The organism is Pseudomonas sp. KCJK8993, from assembly GCF_046230915.1.
Taxonomy (GTDB): Bacteria; Pseudomonadota; Gammaproteobacteria; order Pseudomonadales; family Pseudomonadaceae; genus Aquipseudomonas; species Aquipseudomonas piscis.
This window is the reverse complement of the sequence record NZ_JBJJLO010000008.1, coordinates 79,549-101,208: the sequence shown is the minus strand read 5'-3', so window position 1 is coordinate 101,208 and position 21,660 is coordinate 79,549. Positions and strand designations below refer to the sequence as shown.

Sequence of the window (21,660 nt, the reverse complement as noted above, 5' to 3'; positions counted from 1 at the left end):
CCAATTAAATGTCTCCAACATGTGGTAGTGTCAAAAAAAGCGCGCAATGAAGGCTATAGGCCATACGCTTTTTTCAGAAGGTGAGGCATTCCCTCGCCATACACTCATCATGGACGAGGTCGTTCCCTTGGAAGTCAGCGTTTTTGGTACTGGCTACGTCGGTCTGGTACAAGCCGTCGCCCTGGCTGATGTCGGGCATAACGTGGTCTGTGTCGATATAGACAGCCACAAGATCGCCCAACTGCAACGTTCCATTCCTCCGATTCACGAACCGGGCCTCGCCACGCTGATCGAAGAGAATCAGAAGGCTGGCCGACTGCATTTCACCACCCGCCCCGGCGATGCCGTGAACCATGGGCAAGTGATCTTCATCGCGGTCGGCACCCCCTCCAACGAAGACGGCTCCGCCGACCTGGACCATGTCCTGGCGGTGGCGCGCGAGATCGCCAGCCTGATGTCCAGCGACAAGACCCTGGTGGTCAAGTCCACGGTCCCGGTGGGCACCGCCGACCTGGTGGTCGAAACCGTCGCCGAGCAACTGGCGGACCTGGGCAAGTCCCATTTGCAAGTGCATGTGGTGTCCAACCCCGAGTTCCTCAAGGAAGGCTCGGCGGTAGCCGACTGCATGCGCCCGGACCGGATCATCATCGGTTGCGCCCACGATCTGCCGCGCCACCAGTTGAGCGAGCTGTACGCCCCCTTCAACCACAACCACGACCGCCTGATGTTCATGGACAACCGCAGTGCCGAATTGGTCAAGTACGCGGCCAACGCGATGCTCGCCACTCGCATCAGCTTCATGAACGAAATGGCCAACCTGGCCGAACGCCTCGGGGTCGACATCAACGCCGTGCGCAAGGGCATCGGCGCCGATCCGCGCATCGGCTACCACTTCATCTACCCCGGAGCCGGGTTTGGCGGCTCGTGTTTCCCCAAGGACCTGCGCGCCTTGATCCACACCGCCCAGAGCCATGGCCTGGAACCGCACATGCTCAAGACCGTGCGCGACGTCAACGAAGAGCAGCGTCATGTCCTGTTCCGCAAGCTCAAGGCGCACCTGGGGGACAACCTGCGGGGCAAGGTCATCGCCTTGTGGGGCCTGGCGTTCAAGCCCAATACCGATGACATGCGCGAAGCCACCAGCCGCTACCTGATGGAAGCCTTGTGGCAAGCCGGGGCCAAGGTCCATGCCTTCGATCCCGAGGCCATGACCGAATGCCGGCGCCTGTACGGCTATCGCGATGACCTTCAGCTATGCGCGACCCGCGACGACACCCTGCAGGGTGCCGACGCGCTGGTGATCTGCACCGAATGGAAAGCCTTTCGCGTGGTGGACTTCAAACTGCTGCGCGAGACCCTCAAGGACCGCCTGATCGTCGACGGGCGCAACCTCTACAACCCGCAACAGGCAGCGGATGCCGGGCTGCACTACCTGAGCATCGGCCTGCCCTATCGCGTACCCGGGGCACTTTGCGCATGAATATCCTGATCACCGGGGCCGCCGGTTTCATCGGCGCCCATACCGCACTGCGTTTGCTCAAGGATGGGCACCAGGTCACCGGGCTGGATAATTTCAACGACTACTATGACCCCCGGCTCAAGCACGATCGAGTGCGCTGGGTGGAACGCCAGGTGGGGCACTTTCCCTTGCAACGCCTGGACCTGGCCGACAGCCCGGGCCTGGACCGGCTGTTCGCCGAAGTTCGCCCAGAGGTGGTGATCAACCTCGCCGCCCAGGCCGGGGTGCGTTATTCCCTGGAAAATCCCAAGGCCTACCTGGACAGCAACCTCGGCGGGTTCCTCAACCTGCTGGAGATGTGCCGGCGCTACCCGGTGCAGCACCTGATCTACGCCTCTTCCAGCTCGGTGTACGGCGCCAACCAGCAAACGCCCTACAAGGTCAGCGACAACGTCGATCATCCACTGTCGCTGTACGCTGCCAGCAAAAAGGCCAATGAGCTGATGGCCCACAGCTACGCCCACCTGTTCGGCGTGCCGGCCACCGGCCTGCGCTTCTTCACTGTCTATGGTCCCTGGGGCCGGCCGGACATGTCGCCGATCCTGTTCGCCGACGCCATCAGCCAGGGGCGCCCGCTGAAGCTGTTCAACTACGGCATGCACCAGCGTGACTTCACCTATATCGACGACATCGTCGAGTCCCTGGTACGCCTGCTGGGCAAGCCACCGGCACGTGACCCGCTATGGGACCGCGAGCAGCCGGACCCGTCCACCAGCATGGCGCCCTGGCGCCTGTTCAATATCGGCGGCCAGCGCCCGGTGCAGCTCAAGGAATACGTGACGACCCTGGAGAAACTGCTCGGTCGCACGGCCCGGGTGGAGTACCTGCCCTTGCAGCCCGGCGACGTGCTCAACACCTACGCGGACGTCAGCGCCCTGGAGAACCTCACCGGCTTCGGGCCCCAGGTTCCCCTGGAGGATGGACTGAAGAACTTCGTCCAGTGGTACCAGGACTACTACCGCGGCAGCAATTGAACAGCGCCCCCTTTTTCCGAACCTTTGCAATGGAAGTATTCCCGGTGGATATGGAAAGACCTGTCTCGTCGCCCGCCAGCGCCGCCCCCTCGCCCATAGACCGGCGCAACGACCCGTTCCGGCGCAAGGTCCAGGCCGCCATCGACCTGCAACACCATGGCTGGCTCAGCGGCCGCCAAGGTGGACGGCCCTGGACCCTGTCGCGCACCAAGCGCCTGACCTCGGCCCTGCTGGCCGCGCTGCTGCTGGTGCTGTTGTCGCCGTTGCTGCTGGCGGTGGCCCTGTTGATCAAGCTCACCAGTCCCGGCCCGGTGTTCTTCGTGCAGTTGCGCACCGGCTTTCGTGGCCGGCGTTTCGGCATGTACAAGTTCCGCACCATGGTGGTCAACGCCGAGGCCCTCAAGGACTCGGTGCGCCACTTGAACAAGCACGGCCCGGATTCGGTGGACTTCAAGATCGACCGCGACCCACGGATCACCGGGATCGGCGGTTTCCTGCGTCGTACCAGCCTCGACGAACTGCCGAACCTGATCAACGTGGTGCTCGGCCAGATGCGCATCGTCGGCCCGCGCCCCACTTCGTTCCACGCCCAGACCTACAAGGAACACCACCTGGGGCGCTTGAGCATCTACCCGGGGATCACCGGCCTGTGGCAGGTATCCGGGCGCAGCGACGTGGACTTCGACGGTCGGGTAACCCTCGACATGACCTACATCTTCCAGCAGAGCCCCTGGCTCGACCTGAAGATCCTGATGAAAACCCCTTTCAAGGTCCTCAATGGCCACGGAGCAAGTTGAAATGGCGGCAGCAACCCTTGCCAGTCTGAAGATCCAGCGTCCCAGTGAAAGCAACCTGGCGGTGACCGTGCTCGACCAGGAACTGCGAGTGGTCCTGCTCACCGCGGCCAACCACGGCAGCGGCGTGACCAGCAGCAGCCTGAGCATGGCCAGCGAACTGGCGCGCACCAGCCGCGGCCGGGTGCTACTGGTCGATACCAGCCTTTCGGATGACAGCCTGACCCGGCGCCTGGGCCTGGAACAACGCCCGGGCTTCCTCGACCTGGCCCTGGCCGAAACCCCGCCGGCATTCGGCGAATGCATCCAGTCCAGCGCGGAGCTGGATTTCGACCTGCTGCCCCTGGGCCGACGCCAGCAATACAGCGAGCGCCTGACCGCCGACCAGTTGCGCGAACTGCTGCATGCCCTGGCCGGCCAGTACCGCTTCGTGATCGTCGATGGCGATCCGGTGTACAGCAGCGGCGACATCCTCACCTTGAGTACCCAGGTCGATGGCGTGGTGCTGGTGGTGCGCAGCGAGGAAACCCGCTGGGAAGTGGCCCAGGCCGCCGCGCAACGCTTGATCCAGGCCGAGGCGAAGCTGATCGGCAGCGTGTTCAACGCCCGCAAGTACTACATGCCCAAGTGGGTTTACGACCGCCTCTGACCGGCACAAGGACCGTGTAACCATGAACAAGCCAAGACTTTCCCTGCTGAGCCTGTCGCTGCTGCTGGCTCTCGCTGGCTGTGCCGGGCGTGATTCACAGCAGGCACTGCAACAAATGCCGGTGCAGATCCTCAGCGCCCCGGCCGACCAGGCCCAGCTCACCGAGGTCATGCCCATCGAACAGGTGCTGCGGCCCCAGGACGTGCTGGACGTGATCTTCCATATCGGCACCACCAGCCAGCAGCGCTACCGGGTACAACCGGGCGACCAGGTGGACATCAGCTTCCTCTCCGCCCCGGAGCTGGGCGGCAACAAGCTGGTGCTGCCCGACGGCAGCATCGACATGCCCTATATCGGCAACATCCAGGTCGCCGGGTTGTCCGCCGAGCAGGCGCGCCAGGCCCTGCAAGCGCAGTACGCCAAGGTACTGAAGAAACCGCAGATCACTTTCTCGATCTCCCACGCCATGGCCCAGCTGGACAACCTGCGCACCAGCCTGACCAACCCGGCCACCGGCCTGAGCCGCGAGATCGTGGTCGGCTCCGATGGCCGCGCCAGCTTCCCGCTGCTGGGCAGCCTGTCGCTGCAGGGCAAGAGCCTGAGCGAGCTGCAGAGCCTGATCAACCAGCGCTACGCCAAGGAGGTGGGGCAAGTCAGCGTCGACGTGCTGCTCAAGACCACCGCCGCCAACGAGGTGTTCGTCATGGGCGAGGTCGGCCAGCCGGGCGCCTACCCGGTACGCCGGCCGATCTCGGTGCTCGAAGCCCTGACCCTGGCCAAGGGCGCAGGCCCCACCGCACGCCTGGACTCGGTGGTGATCATGCGGCGCAAGGGCAACCAGGTGGAGGCCCGGGTCTACGATGCCAACGCCGCGCTGGACGGCAAGGCGCTGCAATTCGCCTACCTGCAGCCGGACGACATGCTCTACGTGCCCAAGACCCGCCTGGCCAAGGCCGGTGCACTGAGCAAGCAGCTGGCCGACGTGATCATGTTCCAGGGTGTCGGCTTCAGCTTCGGCTATCGCGTCGACAACAAAGAATCCAAACAATGAGCTTGTCCCGATGACCAAGATCGAAAACTACCTGCACGAGTTCCTCCTCGTGTTCTTCGTCAATCGACGCCTGATCAAGCGGGTATTCCTGGGCTTCGCCCTGCTGGCGCTGCTGCTGCCGCTGGTGCTCAAGCAAAGCTTCGAGATCACCGCGGAAGTCATCGTGCAGTCGAAAAAACTGTCGCAGACCGACGCCAATACCGTGCTCACCCCGGACAACGACAAATTCATCCCGCCATCGCTGGCGGACATGGAGACCGAGAGCAACATCCTGCGCTCGCCGACCCTGATCCGCGACACCATCGGCCAGTTGCGCGACGAAGGCCTGTTCGGCGGCAACGAAGGGTTGCTCGCCAGGCTGCTGTTCAACCCCCTGCGCGATGGCGTGATCAATCCCCTGCGCAACCATGTGATCAACCCGGTGCGCGGCTTCTTCGGCCTGGCGGTGGACCCGGTGCGCGATACCAGCCTGGACGCCTTGACCAACCAGGCGGTCAAGGACCTGAAGATCGGCACCCTGCCCGGCTCCAACGTGATCTCCATCGTCTACAGCAGCCCGTCCGCGGCCGAAGGCACGCGCTTCGTCGAGCGCCTCTTGGCCAACTACCTGAAGAACCGCCAGGACCTGCAATCCAACGAACTGCCCGAAGCCTTCTATGAGCAGAAGAAGGCCCAGTACCAGTCGCGCCTGGATGATCTGGAAGGCAAGCGCCAGGCACTGCTGGAAGCGGCCCACGCCTCCGACCCCAAGGAGGAGATCACCTTTCGCCTGAACGCCATCAACACCGAGGAGCAGTCGCTCAACGGCTATCGCGACCAGGCCCTGGAGAACCAGCGTCGCCTCGACTACTTGCAGAAGAGCCTCGCCGCCGCGCGCAAGGCCGGCTTGACCGACTACACCTTCCCCTTCGCCTTCGCCAACACCGTGGACAACGTGGCCTACGAGGACCGCGAGATCAAGCAACTGGGCGAGCAGCTGACCAACCTGGTGGGCCAGTACGGCGTCACCGCCGACACCTACCGGGCCGACAGCGTACCGATGCAGCAACAGCGCGAGCAGATCGTGCGGGCCCGGGCGCAGTTCCTCAAGGTGGTGGACAATCGCGTTCGCGAACGCAGCAGCGAGTTGCAGATCACCCAATCGGTGATCGCCCAGAAGACCACCCGCATCAACGACTACAAGGCCCGTGTGCGCGACCTGCAGGAGGTGCTGAGCAAGCTGCGCCAGCTGGATACCGAGATCGACGCCCTGCACAAGGCGTTCTTCACCTATACCCAGCGCTATGAAGAAAGCCGCGGCGAACGCCTGATCAGCGGCGAACTGTCCAACGCCCGGGTGCTCAGCCAGCCCTACGAGCCTAGCGAAGCGGCCTTTCCCAAGCCGATGCTGATCATTCCCCTGGGCCTGCTCACCGGCCTGCTGCTGGCCATCGCCCTGGGTTATGTCTACGAATTCTTCGACCATCGCTTCAAGCACCCGGCCCAGGTCAACGACCACCTCGGCCTGCCGGTGCTGATGGTGCTCAACGCGATCGAGCCCCCCCAGGTCAACCCCTATCCGCGCTGGACCTGGCGCTGGGCCTGGCATTGGGCCAAGCAGTGAGCAACCTGAACATGGCCGCGCAGCCCATCGTGCACCTGATCCACAGCGGCGGTTTCTACGGTGCCGAACGCATGTTGCTGGATCACTGCCTGGCTACCCCCGGGCAGCACCGGGTGGTGTTCCTCGACGCCCCACCAGCGCTGTTGCAGCGTTTCACCGAAGCCGGCGTGACCTGCCACAACTGCCACGACCTCAAGGCCTTGCTGGCGCACCTGCGCCAGCAGCCCGGGCTGCTCAACGCGCACAACTTCAAGGCCCAGGTGTTCGCCTGGATCTGTGCCCGGCGCCTGCGCTTGCCATTGGTCCTGACCCAGCATGGCTTCACGCCCAGGAGCCTGAAACAGAAGCTCTATACCTGGACCAGCCTGCGCCTGTGCCGCAGCCGCCAGGTAAGCCGCGTGGCCTGCGTCGCCCAGAGCATCGCCCGCCTGCACCTGGCGGCCGGGGTGGCTCCAGGCAAGCTGCAAGTGATTGCCAACGGCCTGCCGCAACCGCTGCCGGCCCGACCGGCGAGCCACGAGGGGCCGCCCTTGTGTGAAGCCCCGGTGCGTCGTGACGACATGCAGCCCCTGGTGGGTTTCGTCGGCCGCCTGAGCGAGGAAAAGGGCCCGGATCTGTTCCTCGACGCCCTGGTCGCCCTGTGCCGGCAACGCCCGCAGCTCAAGGCGGTGCTGCTGGGCGACGGTGAGCAGAACCAGGTCCTGCGCCAGCGCATCGACGCCGAAGGCCTGTCGCTGCGCATCCTGTTGCCGGGTTACCAGCAAGACATGCAACCCTGGCTGCGACGCCTCAATGTCCTGGTGATCAGCTCGCGCACCGAGGGCACGCCGATGATCCTGCTCGAAGCCATGCAAGCCGGCACTCCGGTCGTGGCATTCGCCGTGGGCGGCATTCCCGATGTCCTGCAGCACCGGCACAACGGTCTTTTGGCCAAGCCACTGGACAGTGCCGAGCTGGCCCGGTGCATCGGCGAGCTGCTGGACGATCCGGCCCTGGCGGACACCCTGGCCGAAGCCGCACGCGTCACCCAGCGCGAGCACTACCACTTGCCGACCCTGGCCCGTAGCTGGGACGAACTGTACCGCCAGGCCAGGGAGGCCAACCCAGCATGATCGCCGCCCCTGTTCTCGGCCTGTTCCTGGGCCTGGCCGCCCTGGCCCTGCTGGCCAGCCCCTGGCCATTCCTGGCGCCCCTGGTGGTGGTCGGCCTGGCGGGCCTGGCCGTGCTGTATCGGCGCCCGGGCTGGGGCCTGCTGGGCATCTGCGCCCTGGTGCCGTTCGAAGGCTTGTTCAAGGACAGCGCGTTTTCCGGAGCCAAGCTGCTGGGCGCCTCGCTGATCCTGATCATGCTGTTCAAGTTGCTGTTGCGGCAGGTTCCCGATACCCGCCTGGGCAGCAACCTGTGGCGGGCCCTGGGGCCCTTCCTGCTGTTTCTGCTGCTGAGCTTCATGTACAGCGAGAACCTGGCCGTATCCCTGGACAGCCTGCGAGAACTGGCGGTGGGCCTGGTCCTGTTCTTCGTCACCCTGCTCATCGCCCGGGACACCAACCTGCTGATGCTCTGCCGCTTGCTGGCGGTGAGCGTGGCCATCACTTGCGTGATCGCGCTGGTCTCGGCCAAGTACCAGGTCGGTGGCCGGGCCATCGGCCTGCTGCAGGACGCCAACTATTTTGCCCTGCTGATCGCCATGGCCGTGCCGCTAGCGATCCTCCTGGCCCTGCGCGCGCCCTGCTGGCCGCTACGGCTGTTCTGGATCGCCATTGGCCTGACCCTGATGGCCGGCATGACCAAGACCGACTCGCGCTCCGGATTGCTGGTAGTGCTGTTCACCGTCGCCATCGGTGCCTGGCACTACCGCGACCGACTCAAGGGCCTGCGCCCCAAGCACTTGGGGTTCGCCATGTTCGCCGTGGCGATCGTCGTGCCCCTGGGCATCGCCGCCCTGCCAGCGGACTACGTGGCGCGGATCAAATCCCTGGGCATGCTCAAGTCCGGTGCCCATTCCGAGGACACCTCCCTGGGCCGGCGCACCTCGTACCTGGTGGTGGGCGGGCAGATGATCCGCGACAACCCGCTGCTGGGTTCGGGCCTGGGCACCTTCCCCGTGCACTATGCGCAGACCGGCTTCGCCAGCGGCTTCTCGGAAAACCTCAACGAGCCGGACCTGTACCGCCGCGCCCACAACACCTACCTGGAACTGTTCAGCGAGCTGGGAATACCCGCGGGCCTGAGCTTCGTCGCGCTGATGCTCATGGGCCTGCGCAACTTCGAGCGCGCGCGCCAGGCCTTCCTCGCCCGGGGCGTCCAGGAACAGGCCGACCTCGCCACCCACCTGGGCCTGAGCCTGCTCGCGCTGGCGGTGTTCCTGCTGTTTCTCAGTGCGCCGAACCACAAGTACCTGTGGATCTTCCTCGCCCTGTCCAGCGTGCTGCGCCGCCAAGCCGAGGACGACCAATGAGCCGCTACCGCGGGCCAGAACGCCGCAGGCCCCCGGGCAACGGCGTTCGCCAGGCTCGCCGGCAAGGCGAGCCTGACTTCAACCCCATCCGGCCAAGGGAGGCAAAGATGCACAGGATCAGCGTGATCGTGCCCATGTACAACGAGGCCCGGCACATAGGCCGGACCCTGGCCAGCGTGCTGCGCGCGGCCCGGGTGGCGGGTGTCGACTGCGAACTGATCGTGGTCGACAACGGCTCCATCGACCAGGGCCCGCAACAGGCTCGCGAAATGGGCGCCCGGGTACTGCTGTGCCCGGGCCTGAGCATCGGCGCCCTGCGCAATCGCGGGGCCGCGGTCGCCAGTGGCGATTGCCTGGCATTCCTCGATGCCGACATCGAGGTGCCCGAGGATTGGCTGCAACTCTGGCAACTGGCCCAGGGGCAACGGACCGCCGAAGTCTTCGCCCTGGATTGCGCCGCGCCCAGCAGCGCGCCGTGGTTCGCCCGAGCCTGGCAACGGCGTAGCCTGGCCGCCGGGACCCAGGCCCGCCTGCTGCACTGGATGCCCACCCCCAACCTGTGCCTGGAGCGGGCCTGGTTCGAGCGCGTCGGCGGCTTCGACGAGCAACTGCGCACCGGTGAAGACAAGGACTTCGGCCTGCGCCTGCACGCCGCCGGCGCCCGGCAATTGAGCCTGCCCCAGCCCCAGGTGCTGCATTGGGGCTTCGAGGGCAGCTGGCGCGAATGGGCCGCCAAGGAACGCTGGCGCCAGGGCAGCCATGTGCAATTGCTCAAGGCCGGCGGAGCGAGCCCGCGCCTGCTGCGCTTCCCCCTGCTGTGCCTGGCCTGCGCGCTGCTCAGCCTGCTGGCGCTGGGCGCCCTGCTCCTGGGGCGGCCCGACAGCGCCCTGTCGTACCTGGCTGTGGGCGCGCTGGCGCCGCTGGCCCTGGCCCTGCGCCAGGGCCTGCGCCAGCGCGATCCGCTGTTCGTCCTGCAGCTCTGGGTGCTGCACTGGGCACGCCTGCACCTGGGGGCCCTGGCCCTGGTGCAGGGTCTGTTCAACCGTTTTGTCGTGAGGCCCGACCGTGGCTAAGACTCTTTTCTGGCTCTGCCTGCTGCTGCCCATCTACGCCTGGATCGGCTACCCGCTGCTGCTGGCCCTGCTCAGCCGCTTCGTGCGGCCAAGGCCGGCGCTGCCCGGCCAGCCACTGTCGGTCAGCGTGATCATCGCCGCCCACAACGAAGGCCCGCACATCGAGCACAAGCTGCGCACCCTGCTGCTCCAGGACTACCCGGCTCCCGACTTGCAGATCATCCTCGCCAGCGACGGCTCCAGCGACGATACCGTAGCCATCGCCCTGGCCGTGCGCGACCCGCGGATCGTGGTCCTGGACTTGCCCCGGGTGGGCAAGGCCGGAGCCTTGAACGCCGCCGTGGAGTTGGCCCGCAACGATATCCTGGTGTTCACCGACGCCGACAACCAATGGTCCGCCGATACCCTGGGCAAGCTCCTGGCCCCCCTGGCCGACCCGCAGGTCGGCGCGTGCGGCGGGCACATGATCATCCCCCGGCCCGGGCACAACCTGAGCCTGGGCGACAGCCTGTACCGACACTATGAAGCCTGGATACGCCAGGCGGAAAACCGCACCGGCTGCATGGTGTCCGCCGACGGCGCCTTGCTGGCGCTACGCCGGGAGCTGTTCCAGAGCATTCCGGCGGAGGTCAACGATGATTTCTTCATCAGCACCTGCGCCCCGGTGGCGGGCAAGCGCATCGTCTATGTGGAACAAGCCCAGGTCCTGGACCAGGGCGTGGACGAGGCCGGCAAGCAATACCGCCGGCGCCTGCGGGTCACGGTGGGCGGCCTACAGAGCCTGGCCCAGCGTCGGCAACTGATGAACCCCTGGCGCCATGGTGCCTATGCCATCGCCCTGATCAGCCACAAACTGATTCGCCGCCTGGCGCCGATCTTGCTGCTGCCGCTGCTGCTGGCCAACCTGCTGCTGTGGAACGCCGGGCCCTTCTACAGCCTGTGCCTCATCGCCCAGTTGCTGGGCTACGGCGCTGGCGTGATGGGTCTTCTGGACCGCCACGGCCGCTTGCCCAAGGTGTTTCGCCTGGCCGGTTTCGTCCTGGTGACCCTGGCCGGCATGAGCATGGGCCTCTGGCAATTTCTCCGCGGGCAGCGCTACGCCCTGTGGAACCCACAACAGAATCGCTGACATGACCTTCAAACTAGTCCTCAAGCGCCTGCTGGGCAGCGCCTACCTGCACAGCGCCGGGCGCTCGCGCCTGGGCGAGGCCGGGGCGGTGCTGATGCTGCACCGGGTGCTGGCCGACTCCAACGCCGCGGCCAAGCCCCATCGCGCGCCCCTGTGCGTCGGCCAGGCCCAGTTCGAACAGTTGCTGCGCTGGCTGCGCCGGCATTTCGACTGCGTACCGCTGCAACAGCTGCTGGAGTTGCCTGGTGGCGACCGGCCGCGTATGGCGCTGACCTTCGACGACGGTTGGCGCGACAACGCCGAAGTAGCCTTTGCGCTGCTGGAACGCTACGAAGTGCCGGCGAGCATCTTCCTGTCCACCGACTTCATCGGCAGCCAGCAGGGCTTCTGGTGGGAGGCGATCGGCGAAACCCTGTGGCAACAGGCCGACGCCGCTGCTGGCCGGCCATTGCTGGAGCGCCTGCGCGAGCTGCAACTGACGCCACCGCTGGAGCTGCTGCAGCCCGGCGCCAGCGATGCCCGCAGCCGCCTGCTCGGCAGCTATTTGCAACGCCTCAAGCGACTGCCCGCGACCACCCTGCAGCAACTGGCCGACACCTGCCCCGCGGGCGCCGCGCCGCACGCCATGGACTGGCCCCAGGTCAAGCGCCTGGAGCGCTCGGGGCTGGTGTCCTTCGGCCCCCACGGCGCCAGCCACGGCATCCTCACCCAGCTCGAGGACGCGGCCCTGCGCACCGACCTGCAACGCTCCCATGACACCCTGCACAAACGCTGCCAGGCGCCGCTGCCAGTCTATTGCTACCCCAATGGCGACCACGATCCCCGGGTGCGGGCCGCCGTATCCGCGCTGGGCTATCGCTACGCCCTGGGCACCCGGCCCGGCCTGATCGAGGCCAGTGGCAACGCCTGGCTGGCCCTGCCCCGCATCGACGTCAGCCATGCCAGCGCCGCCCACCCCGGGCTCCTGGCCTGGCGCCTGTGGCAAGGCGCCCGGGCATGAAGCGCGGCGGCTATCTCTGGCACCTGGCCCTGAGCATGGGCACCCGCCTGGCGATGATCGGCCTGCGCCTGCTGCGCAACGTGCTGCTGGCACGCCTCCTGGGCCCGGCGGACCGCGGCCTGTTCGCCCTGCTCAGCACCCTGCCGGACCTGATCGCTGCGCTCACCAGCGGCGGTCTCAACACCGCGGTGGGCTATGAGGCGGCACGCCAGCGGCCCATGGGCCTGTTGCTGACCCAGGTACTGGTGTATGGCTGCCTGCTGGCCAGCCTGCTGACCCTGGCCGGCCTGGCGCTGGTCAATACCCTGGGCAGCCAGTGGGAACTGAGCCTGCAACTGGGCGACCTGGCCTGGCTGTTGTTGCTGGCGGTGCCGCTCACCGTGCTCAAGAGCGGGTTGCTGACCCTGCACAACGCTGACGGCCGGGTCGAAGCCTTCAATGCCTTGCGGCTGCTGGAATCCCTGGTGCCGCTGCTGCTGTTCGTCGGCCTGTGGTGGATCTGGCGCGAGCAACCGCTGGCCGCGGCGCTGGGCGGCTGGCTGGGCGGTACGCTGCTGGTGGTCGTGGTGGGCTGGTGCTGGCTGCGGCGCTGGCACGATGTGCGCCTGCGCTGGCAGACCGGGCAGCAACGCGAGCTGTTGCGCTACAGCGCCCAGAGTCATCCCGGGGTGCTGGCCCAGCAATTGATGCTGCGCTCGGACTACCTGTTCATCGGCGCCCTGCTCGATCCGGCGGCCCTGGGCTGGTATGCCATGGCCAGTGCCGCTGCCGAGCTGCTGTTGATCATTCCCGAGGCGGTGACCACCCCGCTGATGAAACGCCTGCTGCAACAAGGCAGCGGCATCGAGCAACTGACCGCCCTGGCCCTGCGCCTGACCGCCACGGTCATGCTGCTGGCCTGCCTGGGCATGGCGTTGATCGGCCAATGGTTGATCGTGACCTTGTTCGGTGCCGCCTATGCCCCGGCCTACAGCGCCCTCTTGGCATTGCTGCCGGGCCTGTTCGGCCTGTGCTACGCCAGCATCCTGCGACTGGACCTGCTGGGCAAGCAGCGCCCAGGCAGCCTGTCGCTGCTGATGGGCGGCGGCGCCCTGCTGAACCTGGTGCTCAACGCGCTGCTGATTCCACGGCTGGGCATCGTCGGTGCCGGCCTGGCCTCGTCCATCGCCTACCTGGCGGTGAGCCTGGTGATGCTCGGCCTGTATTGCCGCCTGAGCGGCGTGGCCTGGTATCGCACCCTGATTCTGCTGCCCGCGGACGTGACTTACGTACACCAGCTACTGCGCCCCAAGGAAAAGGCCTGATGAAATCCCATGCCCTGATCGTCCTGCTGCTACTCGCGGCGCCCTCCCTGCAGGCGGCCCCCATGCAATGGGGCGATATCCGCGATGGCAGCCTGTACCTGCAGGCCAACGTCGCCGATACCCTGCACCTGCGCTGGAGCCCGGCCTGGCAAAGCGACGCCAACCAGGAACAGCTGTACCTGGTCGGCCCCGACGGCCAGCTGCGCCAGCAGGTGGATATCCCGGCCGACCAGGCCTACGGCCAGGACAGCATCCTGCTGCCCGCCGCCAGCGGCGACTACCGGCTGCAAGTGCCCGGCTACAGCTTCCGCAACTTCAGGATCGGCCATGACAGCGCCACCCAGGCCCAGTTCGAGCCCACCAAGGTGCATTTCAGCGCCGACGTACCCGACGGCACCGAGCTGTACTTTCGCGTTGCCGCCGGTGAACGAGCGGTGCTCGCAGGCAAGTACCACGGTGGCGTGAGTGTGTTGCAAGCAGTGCGCCTGAGCGACGGGGCGAAGGTCCGGCTGGGGCTCGAGAACCACGATCAATACCCGCAATTCGACCAGGCCGAACTGCCGGTGGCCGAGCGCGACGAAGTCTGGCGCCTGTCCATGGGCGGCTCCGGCAAGGTCGGCTTCTGGCTCGACGGTACCGCCAACCTATTCGCCCAGGACCTGCGCCAACTGCACCCCTTGCAATGGACCCCGGGGCACGTGGAACTGAACCTGCACCCACAACTGGCCGGCCCCAGTCCACACCTGGGCGTGGCCCTGCCCTACGCGCAACCGCCGCAGTCGACCTTCGAACTGCTGCGAGCCCTGGGCCCCCGGGCCGCCAACTTCTACAGCTTCGTCGACGTGATCAAGGCCGAGCCCGAGCGGGAAATCGCCTTTCGCAGGCTCTACCGCGAGACCTTTGGCGTCGACCGCGATATCACCCTGCTGGCGGGCACCGGGCGCAGGCCGGTACTGGAAGCCAGCCCTGAAACCCTGGCGGGCCTCGACGCCTGGCTGGACGACAGCACACGGTTGGGCAACCAGGGCCTGCATTACCTGGCGTTCGCCGACGAACCCAACCTCAACTATCCGAGCTACGCCGCCTTCGCCGCCTATTTCAGCCAGATGCTGGAACGCACCAAGGCCCATCCCGAGGCCCGGGCCGCCGGGGTGCGCATCGCCATGCCGGTGAGCTCGCGCCTGCTGGATGGGCCGTTCCGGGTTGGCGCTGGGCAACGCCGGGGGATCGACTGGGCACGCCAGCTGCTGGCCGAGCATGGTCCGGACATCGACGCCCTGGCCTGGCACGAATGGATGGTGCGCGACCTGCTGGCCACCCGCCGCTACCGCGCCAGCGTGCGCGCCGCCGCCGACCTGGTGGGCCTGGACGACCAGGGCCGGCCACGCAAGGCATTGCTGCTGAGCCAGACCAATATTTCCAGCGGCCCGGACCTGAGCCCCTACCAGCAGGACACGCATTACGCCGGCCTGTGGTGGGCCTCGGTGGTGTTCAACGCGTCCCAGGATGGTTTGCTGGACATGCTCAACTGGTTCCAGGCCGCCGACGAGCCGGAGTATCCCAAGGGCATGCTGGCCCAGCATGGCGCCCGGCACTTCAGCCTCAAGCCGGTGGCCCTGGTCCAGCAGTTCCTCCAGCAGCATTGGCTGCCCCAGGTGCAGGTCCTGGACAACCCGGCCTTCGAGGTCGATGCCCTGGCCCTGCGCGACGGTCCGCGCCATAGCCTGCTGGGCGTGGCCAAGACTGCGCGCCAGCAGACCATCGAAGTCCCCATGCCAACCCACCACTGCCCGCCGGAACCGCAACTGACCTTGCTGGGCGCCGATGGCCAGGCCCGCCCCGCCAACGTGCAGTGCGATTCGGACCGGCTGGTGTTCCAGCTGCCCGGCGAAACCCTGTTTGCCTTGACCTGGACAACCCTATGAGTCGCTTGACCGGCCTATTGGCCAAGATCCGCCGCAAGGGCCTGCGCGGTAGCCTGCGAGTGCTGCGCGAACGCTTCTTCTATTACCACTGGGAGCTTCTGACCCTGGAGCGCTCCCTGGCCCTGCCGGTGCCCTGCCCCATCGACCCTGCACGCTGGCCCCAGGTGCCCATCACCCGGGAGCTGCTGCCAGCCTTCGACAAGTATTTCAAGGCCCAGCTACCGGCCATTCGCGGCCTGCTGGACAAGGGCAGCCGGGGCAGCGCGCACCTGGATCACCAGGGCAACGTGATGATGATGGTGTGGATCAGCGAGCGCGATTACTACGACGACCAGCTGTACCGCTGCTGGATGCGCGTGCCACCGGGCTGCCTGTATCAGTTCGCCGGCGAGTGCGCGCAGCCCTACCGGGGCTCGGGGGTGGTGATCCTGGCGCAGAAACTGCTCTGGGAGGAGTACCGCGAGCGAGGCTTCAAGAGCACCCGGGCCCTGGTCAACGTGCGCAACGAACCAGCGCTGAAGATGCACATGCGCCTGGGCTTCCAGGAAGTCGGCGAATCCCTGCATGTCTACTGCCTGTTTCGTTGCCTGCACTTCCATCACCGCCGCCCCTATCACCAGACCCGCTTGCACCAGCTGCGACGTGGGCGCCTGCTGGATCAGCAAGCCGGCACGAAGATCGACCAGGAGCGGCCATGACTCTGCGCTGGCAATGGTGCAGCGACCTCGCGACGGCGCAGTTCCCCGAGGCCGCCTATGAGCAACTGCGCGCCGCCAACGAGCGCGCCACGCCGTTCAATCGCCTGGGCTGGCTACGCGGCGCCGCCCAGGCCCTGGCCCCGGGCCAGGGGTTGCAGATACTGCTGGGCTGGCAGGAACAGCGCTTGGTGCTGTGCCTGCCATTGGTGGCCGCCCGCGAATCCCGCGGGGGGCTGCCGCTGCGCGTGGTGCGCCACCTCGGGCATCCGCTTTGCGATCGCCTGGCCTTGCTGGTGGCCGACAGCGCCCGGCACGCCATGCCCGAGGCGCTGCGGCAAATCCGTCGGCACCTGCCCCATGACCTGCTGCAACTGCACGAACTGGTAGCGGCCAACGAGCTGTTGGCGCCCTGGCGCCAGGCCAGCAGCTACGCCGAGCACGCGTTGACCTGCCGGGTACCGGAGCACTTGATTATGCCCGCCGATGCCGAGGAGGCCAGTGGCACCTTGCGCTACGAATTGCGCCGGGCCAGGAAGCGCTGCGCAGAGATCGAGGCGCGGATCATCCGCGTAGCGCCCAAGCCCGAGGGGATCGATGAAATCCTGCAGAGGCTGTGCGAAGTCGAGCAGGCCAGCTGGAAAGGCACCGACGGCCTGGGGATCTTCTCCGGCGGACCACGCCGCCAATGGATGTTCAGCGCCCTGCGCCAGCTGGCCGCCGAAGATTGCGTGCGAATCGTGCTGCTGGAGCACCAGGGACGTTGCATCAGCTATCGCCTGGGCCTGTTGGAACGGGGCCGCCTGTACGACTACAACATCGCCTTCCTGGCCGACTACGCCAACCTGGGCAGCGGTCGCCTGCTGCTGGACGAATGGATCCGCTGGGGCCTGGAGGATGGCTGGCAATGGGTGGACGCCTCGCGGGTCAGCCTCAGCCGCTCCAGCCACCAGTTGCACGAACGCCTGAGCGGCCTGGTGGAACAGCAGCGCTGGAGCTTCTACAGCTGGCGCCCCCTGGGCCTGCTGGCGGGCCTGGGCGAACGCCTCTGGCAACGACTCAAACCTCATCTCAAGGCCTGGCGCGAACGACGTCAGGCCGCCCCCCCTGCGAAGGTGCGCCCATGAAGGACTTCCAGGCCAATGCGCCACGAGTGATCGTCAACGCCGACGACTTCGGCCTCGACCCGGACTACAACCAGCTGACCCTGCGAGCCTTCAAGAGCGGCGTGATCAGCTCCGCCACCTTGATGGCCAACATGCCGGCCTTCGAAGATGCCTGCCAACTGGCCCACCGGCATGAATTGCTGGGGCGCATCGGCCTGCACTTCAACCTGACCTACGGCCCGGCCCTGAGCCAGGCGATCCGCGGGCAACCGCTGTTCTGCGACGCCCAGGGCCAGTTCGACCTGAACCTGCCGCGCTCGACCTTGCGCCTGCCGCGACCGGCCGCCGCCGCGGTGCTGCAAGAGCTTCAAGCGCAGTGGGAGCGCTGCCTCGCCCAGGGGCTGCGGCCCAGCCATATCGACTCCCACCAACACGTGCACAACCTGTGGCCGGTGGCGGCGATCGTCGCCCGCTTCGCCGCCCGGCAAGGGGTGCCGGTGCGCCTGGCGCGGAATGTCGGGAGCAATATCGGACTCGCCAAATGGCTGTTCAAGACCGCGCTGAACCGGCGCATCCGCGGGTTGTCCGGCGCCAGTGCCGACTCAGTGTGCACGCCCAGGGATCTGCTGGACGGCTTGCGCCCACGGGGCGTGGTCGAGGTGGTGGCGCACCCGACGCAATTGGCCGATGGCGATTTCGGCGACGACTACCTGCCGGCGCAGCAATCGTTGGAGCGACTGCTGGCCCGGGCGTTGCCCGGATATCGGCGGGTCGCCTACAGCGAGCTCTAGGAGAAACGTTAATGGACTGCGCTGAACGGACGGTTTTCCCAGGCTGCGCGGCGGGCTACCCTTGGCGCCCTTTTTCCTGGTGCAAGGAATCGCCATGTCCTGGTCGTTTCGTCGTCTGTGCAGCCTGACCGCCCTGATCTGCCTGTTGCTGGCCCTGGCCTGGGGGCTCGCCCCCGGACTGCTGCTGGCCCTCTGGGGCCTGGACTACAACCCGGTCGCGGGATTCGTCGCACGGCGCAACGCCTTGCTGTTCCTGGGGCTGGCGGTGATCTTCCAGCAGTTTCGCGACGTGGGCCACAGCCCTGCCCGCCAGGCCCTGGGCAATGGCATGGCGACCAGCTGTTTCGCCCTTGCCGGGCTGGGGACCCTGGAGTGGCTCAATGGCAATGCCGGGCCGGGCATCTTCCTGGCGGTGGGTACGGAATTGCTGCTGGGCCTGGGGTTCGTCCAGGCCCGCAGGCTTCCTTGAACGAGCGCGGTAGCCAGCGGCCCGAAGCTCAGTAATGCACCCGCCTCAGCGGTACGCCATGTCCGGAACCTTGGGCCAGGTCATGGCGCAGCCCGGCGATCAGCTCGTTGATTTCACGACAGCCATTGAGCTGCGCGGCGTCGATGCCGGTAACCAGCAGGTCGACACGATCGGGTTCATGTTCGCCGAATACCTTTACCGTCATCGACAGCTCGGGGCTCAGAGTGCATTGACAGCGCTTGGGCAAGAAGCTGCTTTCGATGATATTGCGCAGCTCCAGGGCAGATAGAAACATGGCGACTCTCTCCGTTGTTCGAGGCGGCCAATCGGCAGGCAGGCTGCCTGCGGACGACGTCCGTGTTCGAGGGTTCCAGGCCCGATCCTGATTGTCCTTACAGACGGGTCCACGCTACAGACTATGCGGCTTTGCCGAGTCTGTTAAATTCGATTTGGCTCTGAGCAGCGGCTTTTTCGAGCCGACTCGATGTCCTTCCCACACGCCACCAGGAGCAGTCGCCTTGATTACCTGCCACGTCAAATATGTGATCGATCCCTATCAACTGGCCGAGTTCGAAGCCTATGCCAAAGCCTGGATCAGCGTGGTGCAGCGCCTGGGCGGCAGCCACCATGGCTACTTCCTGCCCAGCGAGGGTGCCAGCAATATCGCCTATTGCCTGTTCAGTTTTCCCTCCCTGGCGGCCTACGAGGCCTACCGCCAGGAGGCTTTGGGCGATCCGCAAAGCGTGGCGCTGGTGGCCTCGGTGATGGAGAAGAAGTTCATCCTCAGCTACGAGCGCAGCTTCCTGCGTCCCCTGCTCTCCTGAACCCAGGCGGCGTCCGGCTCAGGCCGGCTGCGGCCCATTGCACAGGGCGGCACGCTCGGCCACGTGGCGCAGGCTGTCGAAATTGATATTGGCCCCCGAGTCGATGGCCACCAGGGTCTGGCCGCGCACGCCGGTCATGGCCACGTACTGCTTGATCCCGGCCACCGCCAGGGCTCCGGAAGGCTCGGTGATCGAACGGGTGTCGTCGTAGATATCCTTGATGGCCGCGCAGAGCTGGTCATTGCTGACGCTGATCACCTGGTCCACGTGCCGCCGACAGATTTCATAGCCATGTTCGCCGACCTGGGCCACCGCGACCCCGTCGGCGAAGGTGCCCACCGAGGCCAGGGTCACCCGTTCCCCGGCGGCCAACGATTGCTGCAGGCAGTTGGAGTGCTCGGACTCGACGCCGACGATACGGATTTCCGGCCGCAGGTATTTCACATAGGCGGCGATCCCGGCGATCAGCCCACCGCCGCCCACCGGGACGAAGATCGCATCCAGCGGCCCCTGTTGCTGGCGCAGGATTTCCATGGCCACTGTGCCCTGCCCGGCGATCACATGGGGATCGTCGAACGGCGGTACGAAGGTGCGCCCGCTGCGCTCGGCCAGCTCCAGGGCATGGGCCAGGGCGAAGGGAAAGCTGGGGCCGTGCAGCAGCGCGTCACCGCCACGGCTGCGCACCCCCAGGACCTTGAGCTGCGGGGTGGTCTCGGGCATGACGATGGTGGCCTGGATCCCCAGCTCCCGCGCCGCCAGGGCCACGCCCTGGGCATGATTGCCGGCGGAGGCGGTGATCACCCCGCGCTGCTTCTGCTCGCTGCTCAATTGCGCGAGGCGGTTGTAGGCGCCGCGGATCTTGAAGGAAAAGGTCGGTTGCAGGTCCTCGCGCTTGAGCAGGATCTGGTTGCCCAGGTGCTGGGACAACGCCGGCGCCGCCTGCAACGGCGTGCAGATGGCCAGGTCATAGACCGGCGCGGCAAGAATCATCTTCACATAGCGCTCCAGCAGGGCCATGTCGGCACTCGGAGTGGGCGTTGGGCTGGGGCGGCTCATGATGGATCTCCTGGCTGTGTGCGAAGCCCGGGAGACAGAGAGAAAAAACCCGCCTCCAGGGCGGGTTGGGTGCAGTCGTCAGCAAGCCCGCCAATGAGTAATGGCGGTAATAATGCTTGGCTGGGGACGAATGGCGGAAAAAGTCATGGACGCAAAACTAGCGAAATAATCGACCTGTCGCAAGCATCCGGAAAAACAATCGCACCGGCCACTTGAGGTGAAATATACGAAACATATATGATCCGTATATTCCCCCTCAGAGAACCTAGCGCGACATGGGTATCGTCAAGATCTCCGATGAACTGCACGAACAGATCCGCGTGGCCAGCGCCGCCATGGATCGCTCGATCAACGCCCAGGCCGAGTTCTGGATGAAGATCGGCCTGCTGGCCGAGCTCAATCCGCACCTGGCCTACAACGACCTGATCAACAAGCTCTTGTTGAACAAACCCGACCTGCTCAGGGGCCGCGCATGACCCAGGCCCTGATCAAGACCGCCGATCAACTGGCACTGATGCGTGAGTCCGGGCGCCTGCTAGCACAGGTGTTCACCTACCTCGACGGTTTCGTCGGCCCGGGCCTGTCGACCCTGGAGCTGGACGCTGCCGTGGAGCATTTCATCCGCCACCAGCTCAAGGCCCGCCCCGCCAGCAAGGGCCAGTACAACTATCCCTACTGCATCAACACCTCGATCAACGAAGTGGTGTGCCATGGCATGCCCCATCCAGAGGCCGTGCTCAAGGATGGCGACATCGTCAACATCGATATCACCCTGGAGAAGAACGGCTACATCGCCGACTCCAGCAAGATGTACCTGATCGGCAATGTCGGCCCACGGGCCCGGCACTTGGTGGATACCACCTTCCAGGCCATGTGGAACGCCATCCGCCTGGTACGGCCCGGCGCCCGGCTCGGCGATATCGGCCATGCCATCCAGAGCCATGCCCAGGCCAACGGCTACAGCGTGGTCCGTGAATATTGCGGCCACGGCATCGGCCGGCAGATGCATGAAGAACCGCAGATCCTGCACTTCGGCCGGGCCGGCACCGGACTGGAACTGCGCGAGGGCATGACTTTCACCATCGAGCCGATGCTCAACCAGGGCAGCGCCCGGGTTCGCAGTCTCAAGGATGGCTGGACCGTGGTCACCCGCGACCACGGCCTCTCCGCCCAATGGGAACACACCGTGGCGGTGACCCGTGACGGCTTCGAAGTGCTGACCCTGCAACCGCAATAGGCC

At 66.1% G+C, this 21,660-nt stretch carries 21 protein-coding genes and 1 pseudogene; 20 read left to right on the top strand and 2 right to left on the bottom strand.

Annotation, left to right across the window (positions count from 1 at the left end; translation table 11 throughout):
* The first annotated feature begins 127 nt into the window (after positions 1-127).
* The 17 genes from ACK6AU_RS04930 to ACK6AU_RS04850 all read left to right on the top strand — a co-directional run bounded on the left by ACK6AU_RS04930 (position 128) and on the right by ACK6AU_RS04850 (position 18,540).
* Positions 128-1,480: a UDP-glucose/GDP-mannose dehydrogenase family protein gene (locus tag ACK6AU_RS04930; protein ID WP_185699930.1), complete on the top strand. Its 1,353-nt coding sequence runs from the start codon at positions 128-130 to the stop codon at positions 1,478-1,480.
* The gene (locus ACK6AU_RS04925; protein ID WP_185699931.1) at positions 1,477-2,493 is read left to right on the top strand and encodes an NAD-dependent epimerase; all 1,017 of its coding nucleotides are present in this window, start codon (positions 1,477-1,479) and stop codon (positions 2,491-2,493) included. Before ACK6AU_RS04930 ends, ACK6AU_RS04925 begins: the two co-directional genes overlap by 4 nt.
* 50 nt (positions 2,494-2,543) lie before the next feature.
* Complete coding sequence (locus tag ACK6AU_RS04920; protein WP_185699971.1) at positions 2,544-3,290, top strand: sugar transferase; 747 nt, start codon at positions 2,544-2,546, stop codon at positions 3,288-3,290.
* 1 nt (position 3,291) lies between these two features.
* The gene (locus ACK6AU_RS04915; protein WP_409298032.1) at positions 3,292-3,936 is read left to right on the top strand and encodes a CpsD/CapB family tyrosine-protein kinase; all 645 of its coding nucleotides are present in this window, start codon (positions 3,292-3,294) and stop codon (positions 3,934-3,936) included.
* A 22-nt stretch (positions 3,937-3,958) separates the two neighbouring features.
* Positions 3,959-4,987, top strand: a complete 1,029-nt coding sequence (locus ACK6AU_RS04910) for a polysaccharide biosynthesis/export family protein (protein WP_409298030.1) — start codon at positions 3,959-3,961, stop codon at positions 4,985-4,987.
* A 10-nt stretch (positions 4,988-4,997) separates the two neighbouring features.
* Entirely contained in the window at positions 4,998-6,590 is a 1,593-nt protein-coding gene (locus tag ACK6AU_RS04905; protein ID WP_409298028.1) for a GumC family protein, read from the top strand.
* An 11-nt stretch (positions 6,591-6,601) separates the two neighbouring features.
* Positions 6,602-7,702: a glycosyltransferase family 4 protein gene (locus tag ACK6AU_RS04900; RefSeq protein WP_185699972.1), complete on the top strand. Its 1,101-nt coding sequence runs from the start codon at positions 6,602-6,604 to the stop codon at positions 7,700-7,702.
* On the top strand, positions 7,699-9,048 hold the full coding sequence (locus tag ACK6AU_RS04895; protein ID WP_409298026.1) for an O-antigen ligase family protein: 1,350 nt from the start codon (positions 7,699-7,701) through the stop codon (positions 9,046-9,048). Before ACK6AU_RS04900 ends, ACK6AU_RS04895 begins: the two co-directional genes overlap by 4 nt.
* A gap of 107 nt (positions 9,049-9,155) precedes the next feature.
* Positions 9,156-10,121, top strand: coding sequence for a glycosyltransferase family 2 protein (locus tag ACK6AU_RS04890; protein ID WP_185699936.1), 966 nt, complete (start codon positions 9,156-9,158; stop codon positions 10,119-10,121).
* On the top strand, positions 10,114-11,250 hold the full coding sequence (locus ACK6AU_RS04885; protein ID WP_185699937.1) for a glycosyltransferase family 2 protein: 1,137 nt from the start codon (positions 10,114-10,116) through the stop codon (positions 11,248-11,250). The genes ACK6AU_RS04890 and ACK6AU_RS04885 overlap by 8 nt, the downstream gene beginning before the upstream one ends.
* A gap of 1 nt (position 11,251) precedes the next feature.
* Positions 11,252-12,250 carry a polysaccharide deacetylase family protein gene (locus tag ACK6AU_RS04880; protein WP_409298023.1) on the top strand — a complete coding sequence of 333 codons (999 nt, stop codon included), beginning with the start codon at positions 11,252-11,254 and terminating at the stop codon, positions 12,248-12,250.
* The gene (locus ACK6AU_RS04875; protein ID WP_409298021.1) at positions 12,247-13,554 is read left to right on the top strand and encodes an oligosaccharide flippase family protein; all 1,308 of its coding nucleotides are present in this window, start codon (positions 12,247-12,249) and stop codon (positions 13,552-13,554) included. The genes ACK6AU_RS04880 and ACK6AU_RS04875 overlap by 4 nt, the downstream gene beginning before the upstream one ends.
* Positions 13,554-15,479 carry a hypothetical protein gene (locus ACK6AU_RS04870; RefSeq protein WP_409298019.1) on the top strand — a complete coding sequence of 642 codons (1,926 nt, stop codon included), beginning with the start codon at positions 13,554-13,556 and terminating at the stop codon, positions 15,477-15,479. Before ACK6AU_RS04875 ends, ACK6AU_RS04870 begins: the two co-directional genes overlap by 1 nt.
* Entirely contained in the window at positions 15,476-16,177 is a 702-nt protein-coding gene (locus tag ACK6AU_RS04865) for an N-acetyltransferase (protein WP_185699941.1), read from the top strand. Before ACK6AU_RS04870 ends, ACK6AU_RS04865 begins: the two co-directional genes overlap by 4 nt.
* Positions 16,174-17,301: a GNAT family N-acetyltransferase gene (locus tag ACK6AU_RS04860; protein ID WP_409298017.1), complete on the top strand. Its 1,128-nt coding sequence runs from the start codon at positions 16,174-16,176 to the stop codon at positions 17,299-17,301. Before ACK6AU_RS04865 ends, ACK6AU_RS04860 begins: the two co-directional genes overlap by 4 nt.
* Positions 17,298-18,071 carry a carbohydrate deacetylase gene (locus ACK6AU_RS04855; RefSeq protein ID WP_409298015.1) on the top strand — a complete coding sequence of 258 codons (774 nt, stop codon included), beginning with the start codon at positions 17,298-17,300 and terminating at the stop codon, positions 18,069-18,071. Before ACK6AU_RS04860 ends, ACK6AU_RS04855 begins: the two co-directional genes overlap by 4 nt.
* A gap of 94 nt (positions 18,072-18,165) precedes the next feature.
* A complete protein-coding gene (locus tag ACK6AU_RS04850) occupies positions 18,166-18,540 on the top strand; it encodes a hypothetical protein (protein ID WP_409298013.1) in 375 nt (124 codons plus the stop codon).
* Between the two features lie 28 nt (positions 18,541-18,568).
* Here the strand turns inward: ACK6AU_RS04850 and ACK6AU_RS04845 are convergent, their stop codons facing one another.
* Positions 18,569-18,835, bottom strand: coding sequence for a DUF1652 domain-containing protein (locus ACK6AU_RS04845; RefSeq protein ID WP_185699945.1), 267 nt, complete (start codon positions 18,833-18,835; stop codon positions 18,569-18,571).
* A 223-nt stretch (positions 18,836-19,058) separates the two neighbouring features.
* Between ACK6AU_RS04845 and ACK6AU_RS04840 the strand changes: the two genes are divergently transcribed.
* Complete coding sequence (locus tag ACK6AU_RS04840) at positions 19,059-19,364, top strand: NIPSNAP family protein (protein ID WP_185699946.1); 306 nt, start codon at positions 19,059-19,061, stop codon at positions 19,362-19,364.
* A gap of 42 nt (positions 19,365-19,406) precedes the next feature.
* Here ACK6AU_RS04840 and ilvA read toward each other — a convergent pair.
* Positions 19,407-20,420, bottom strand: a pseudogene (gene ilvA / locus ACK6AU_RS04835) (threonine ammonia-lyase, biosynthetic); the annotation flags it as partial.
* Positions 20,421-20,695: 275 nt separating this feature from the next.
* Between ilvA and ACK6AU_RS04830 the strand changes: the two are divergent.
* Both ACK6AU_RS04830 and map read left to right on the top strand, forming a co-directional pair.
* Positions 20,696-20,896, top strand: coding sequence for a ParD-like family protein (locus tag ACK6AU_RS04830; RefSeq protein ID WP_011061386.1), 201 nt, complete (start codon positions 20,696-20,698; stop codon positions 20,894-20,896).
* Positions 20,893-21,657 carry a type I methionyl aminopeptidase gene (gene map / locus ACK6AU_RS04825; RefSeq protein ID WP_185699947.1) on the top strand — a complete coding sequence of 255 codons (765 nt, stop codon included), beginning with the start codon at positions 20,893-20,895 and terminating at the stop codon, positions 21,655-21,657. The genes ACK6AU_RS04830 and map overlap by 4 nt, the downstream gene beginning before the upstream one ends.
* Positions 21,658-21,660: the final 3 nt, after the last annotated feature.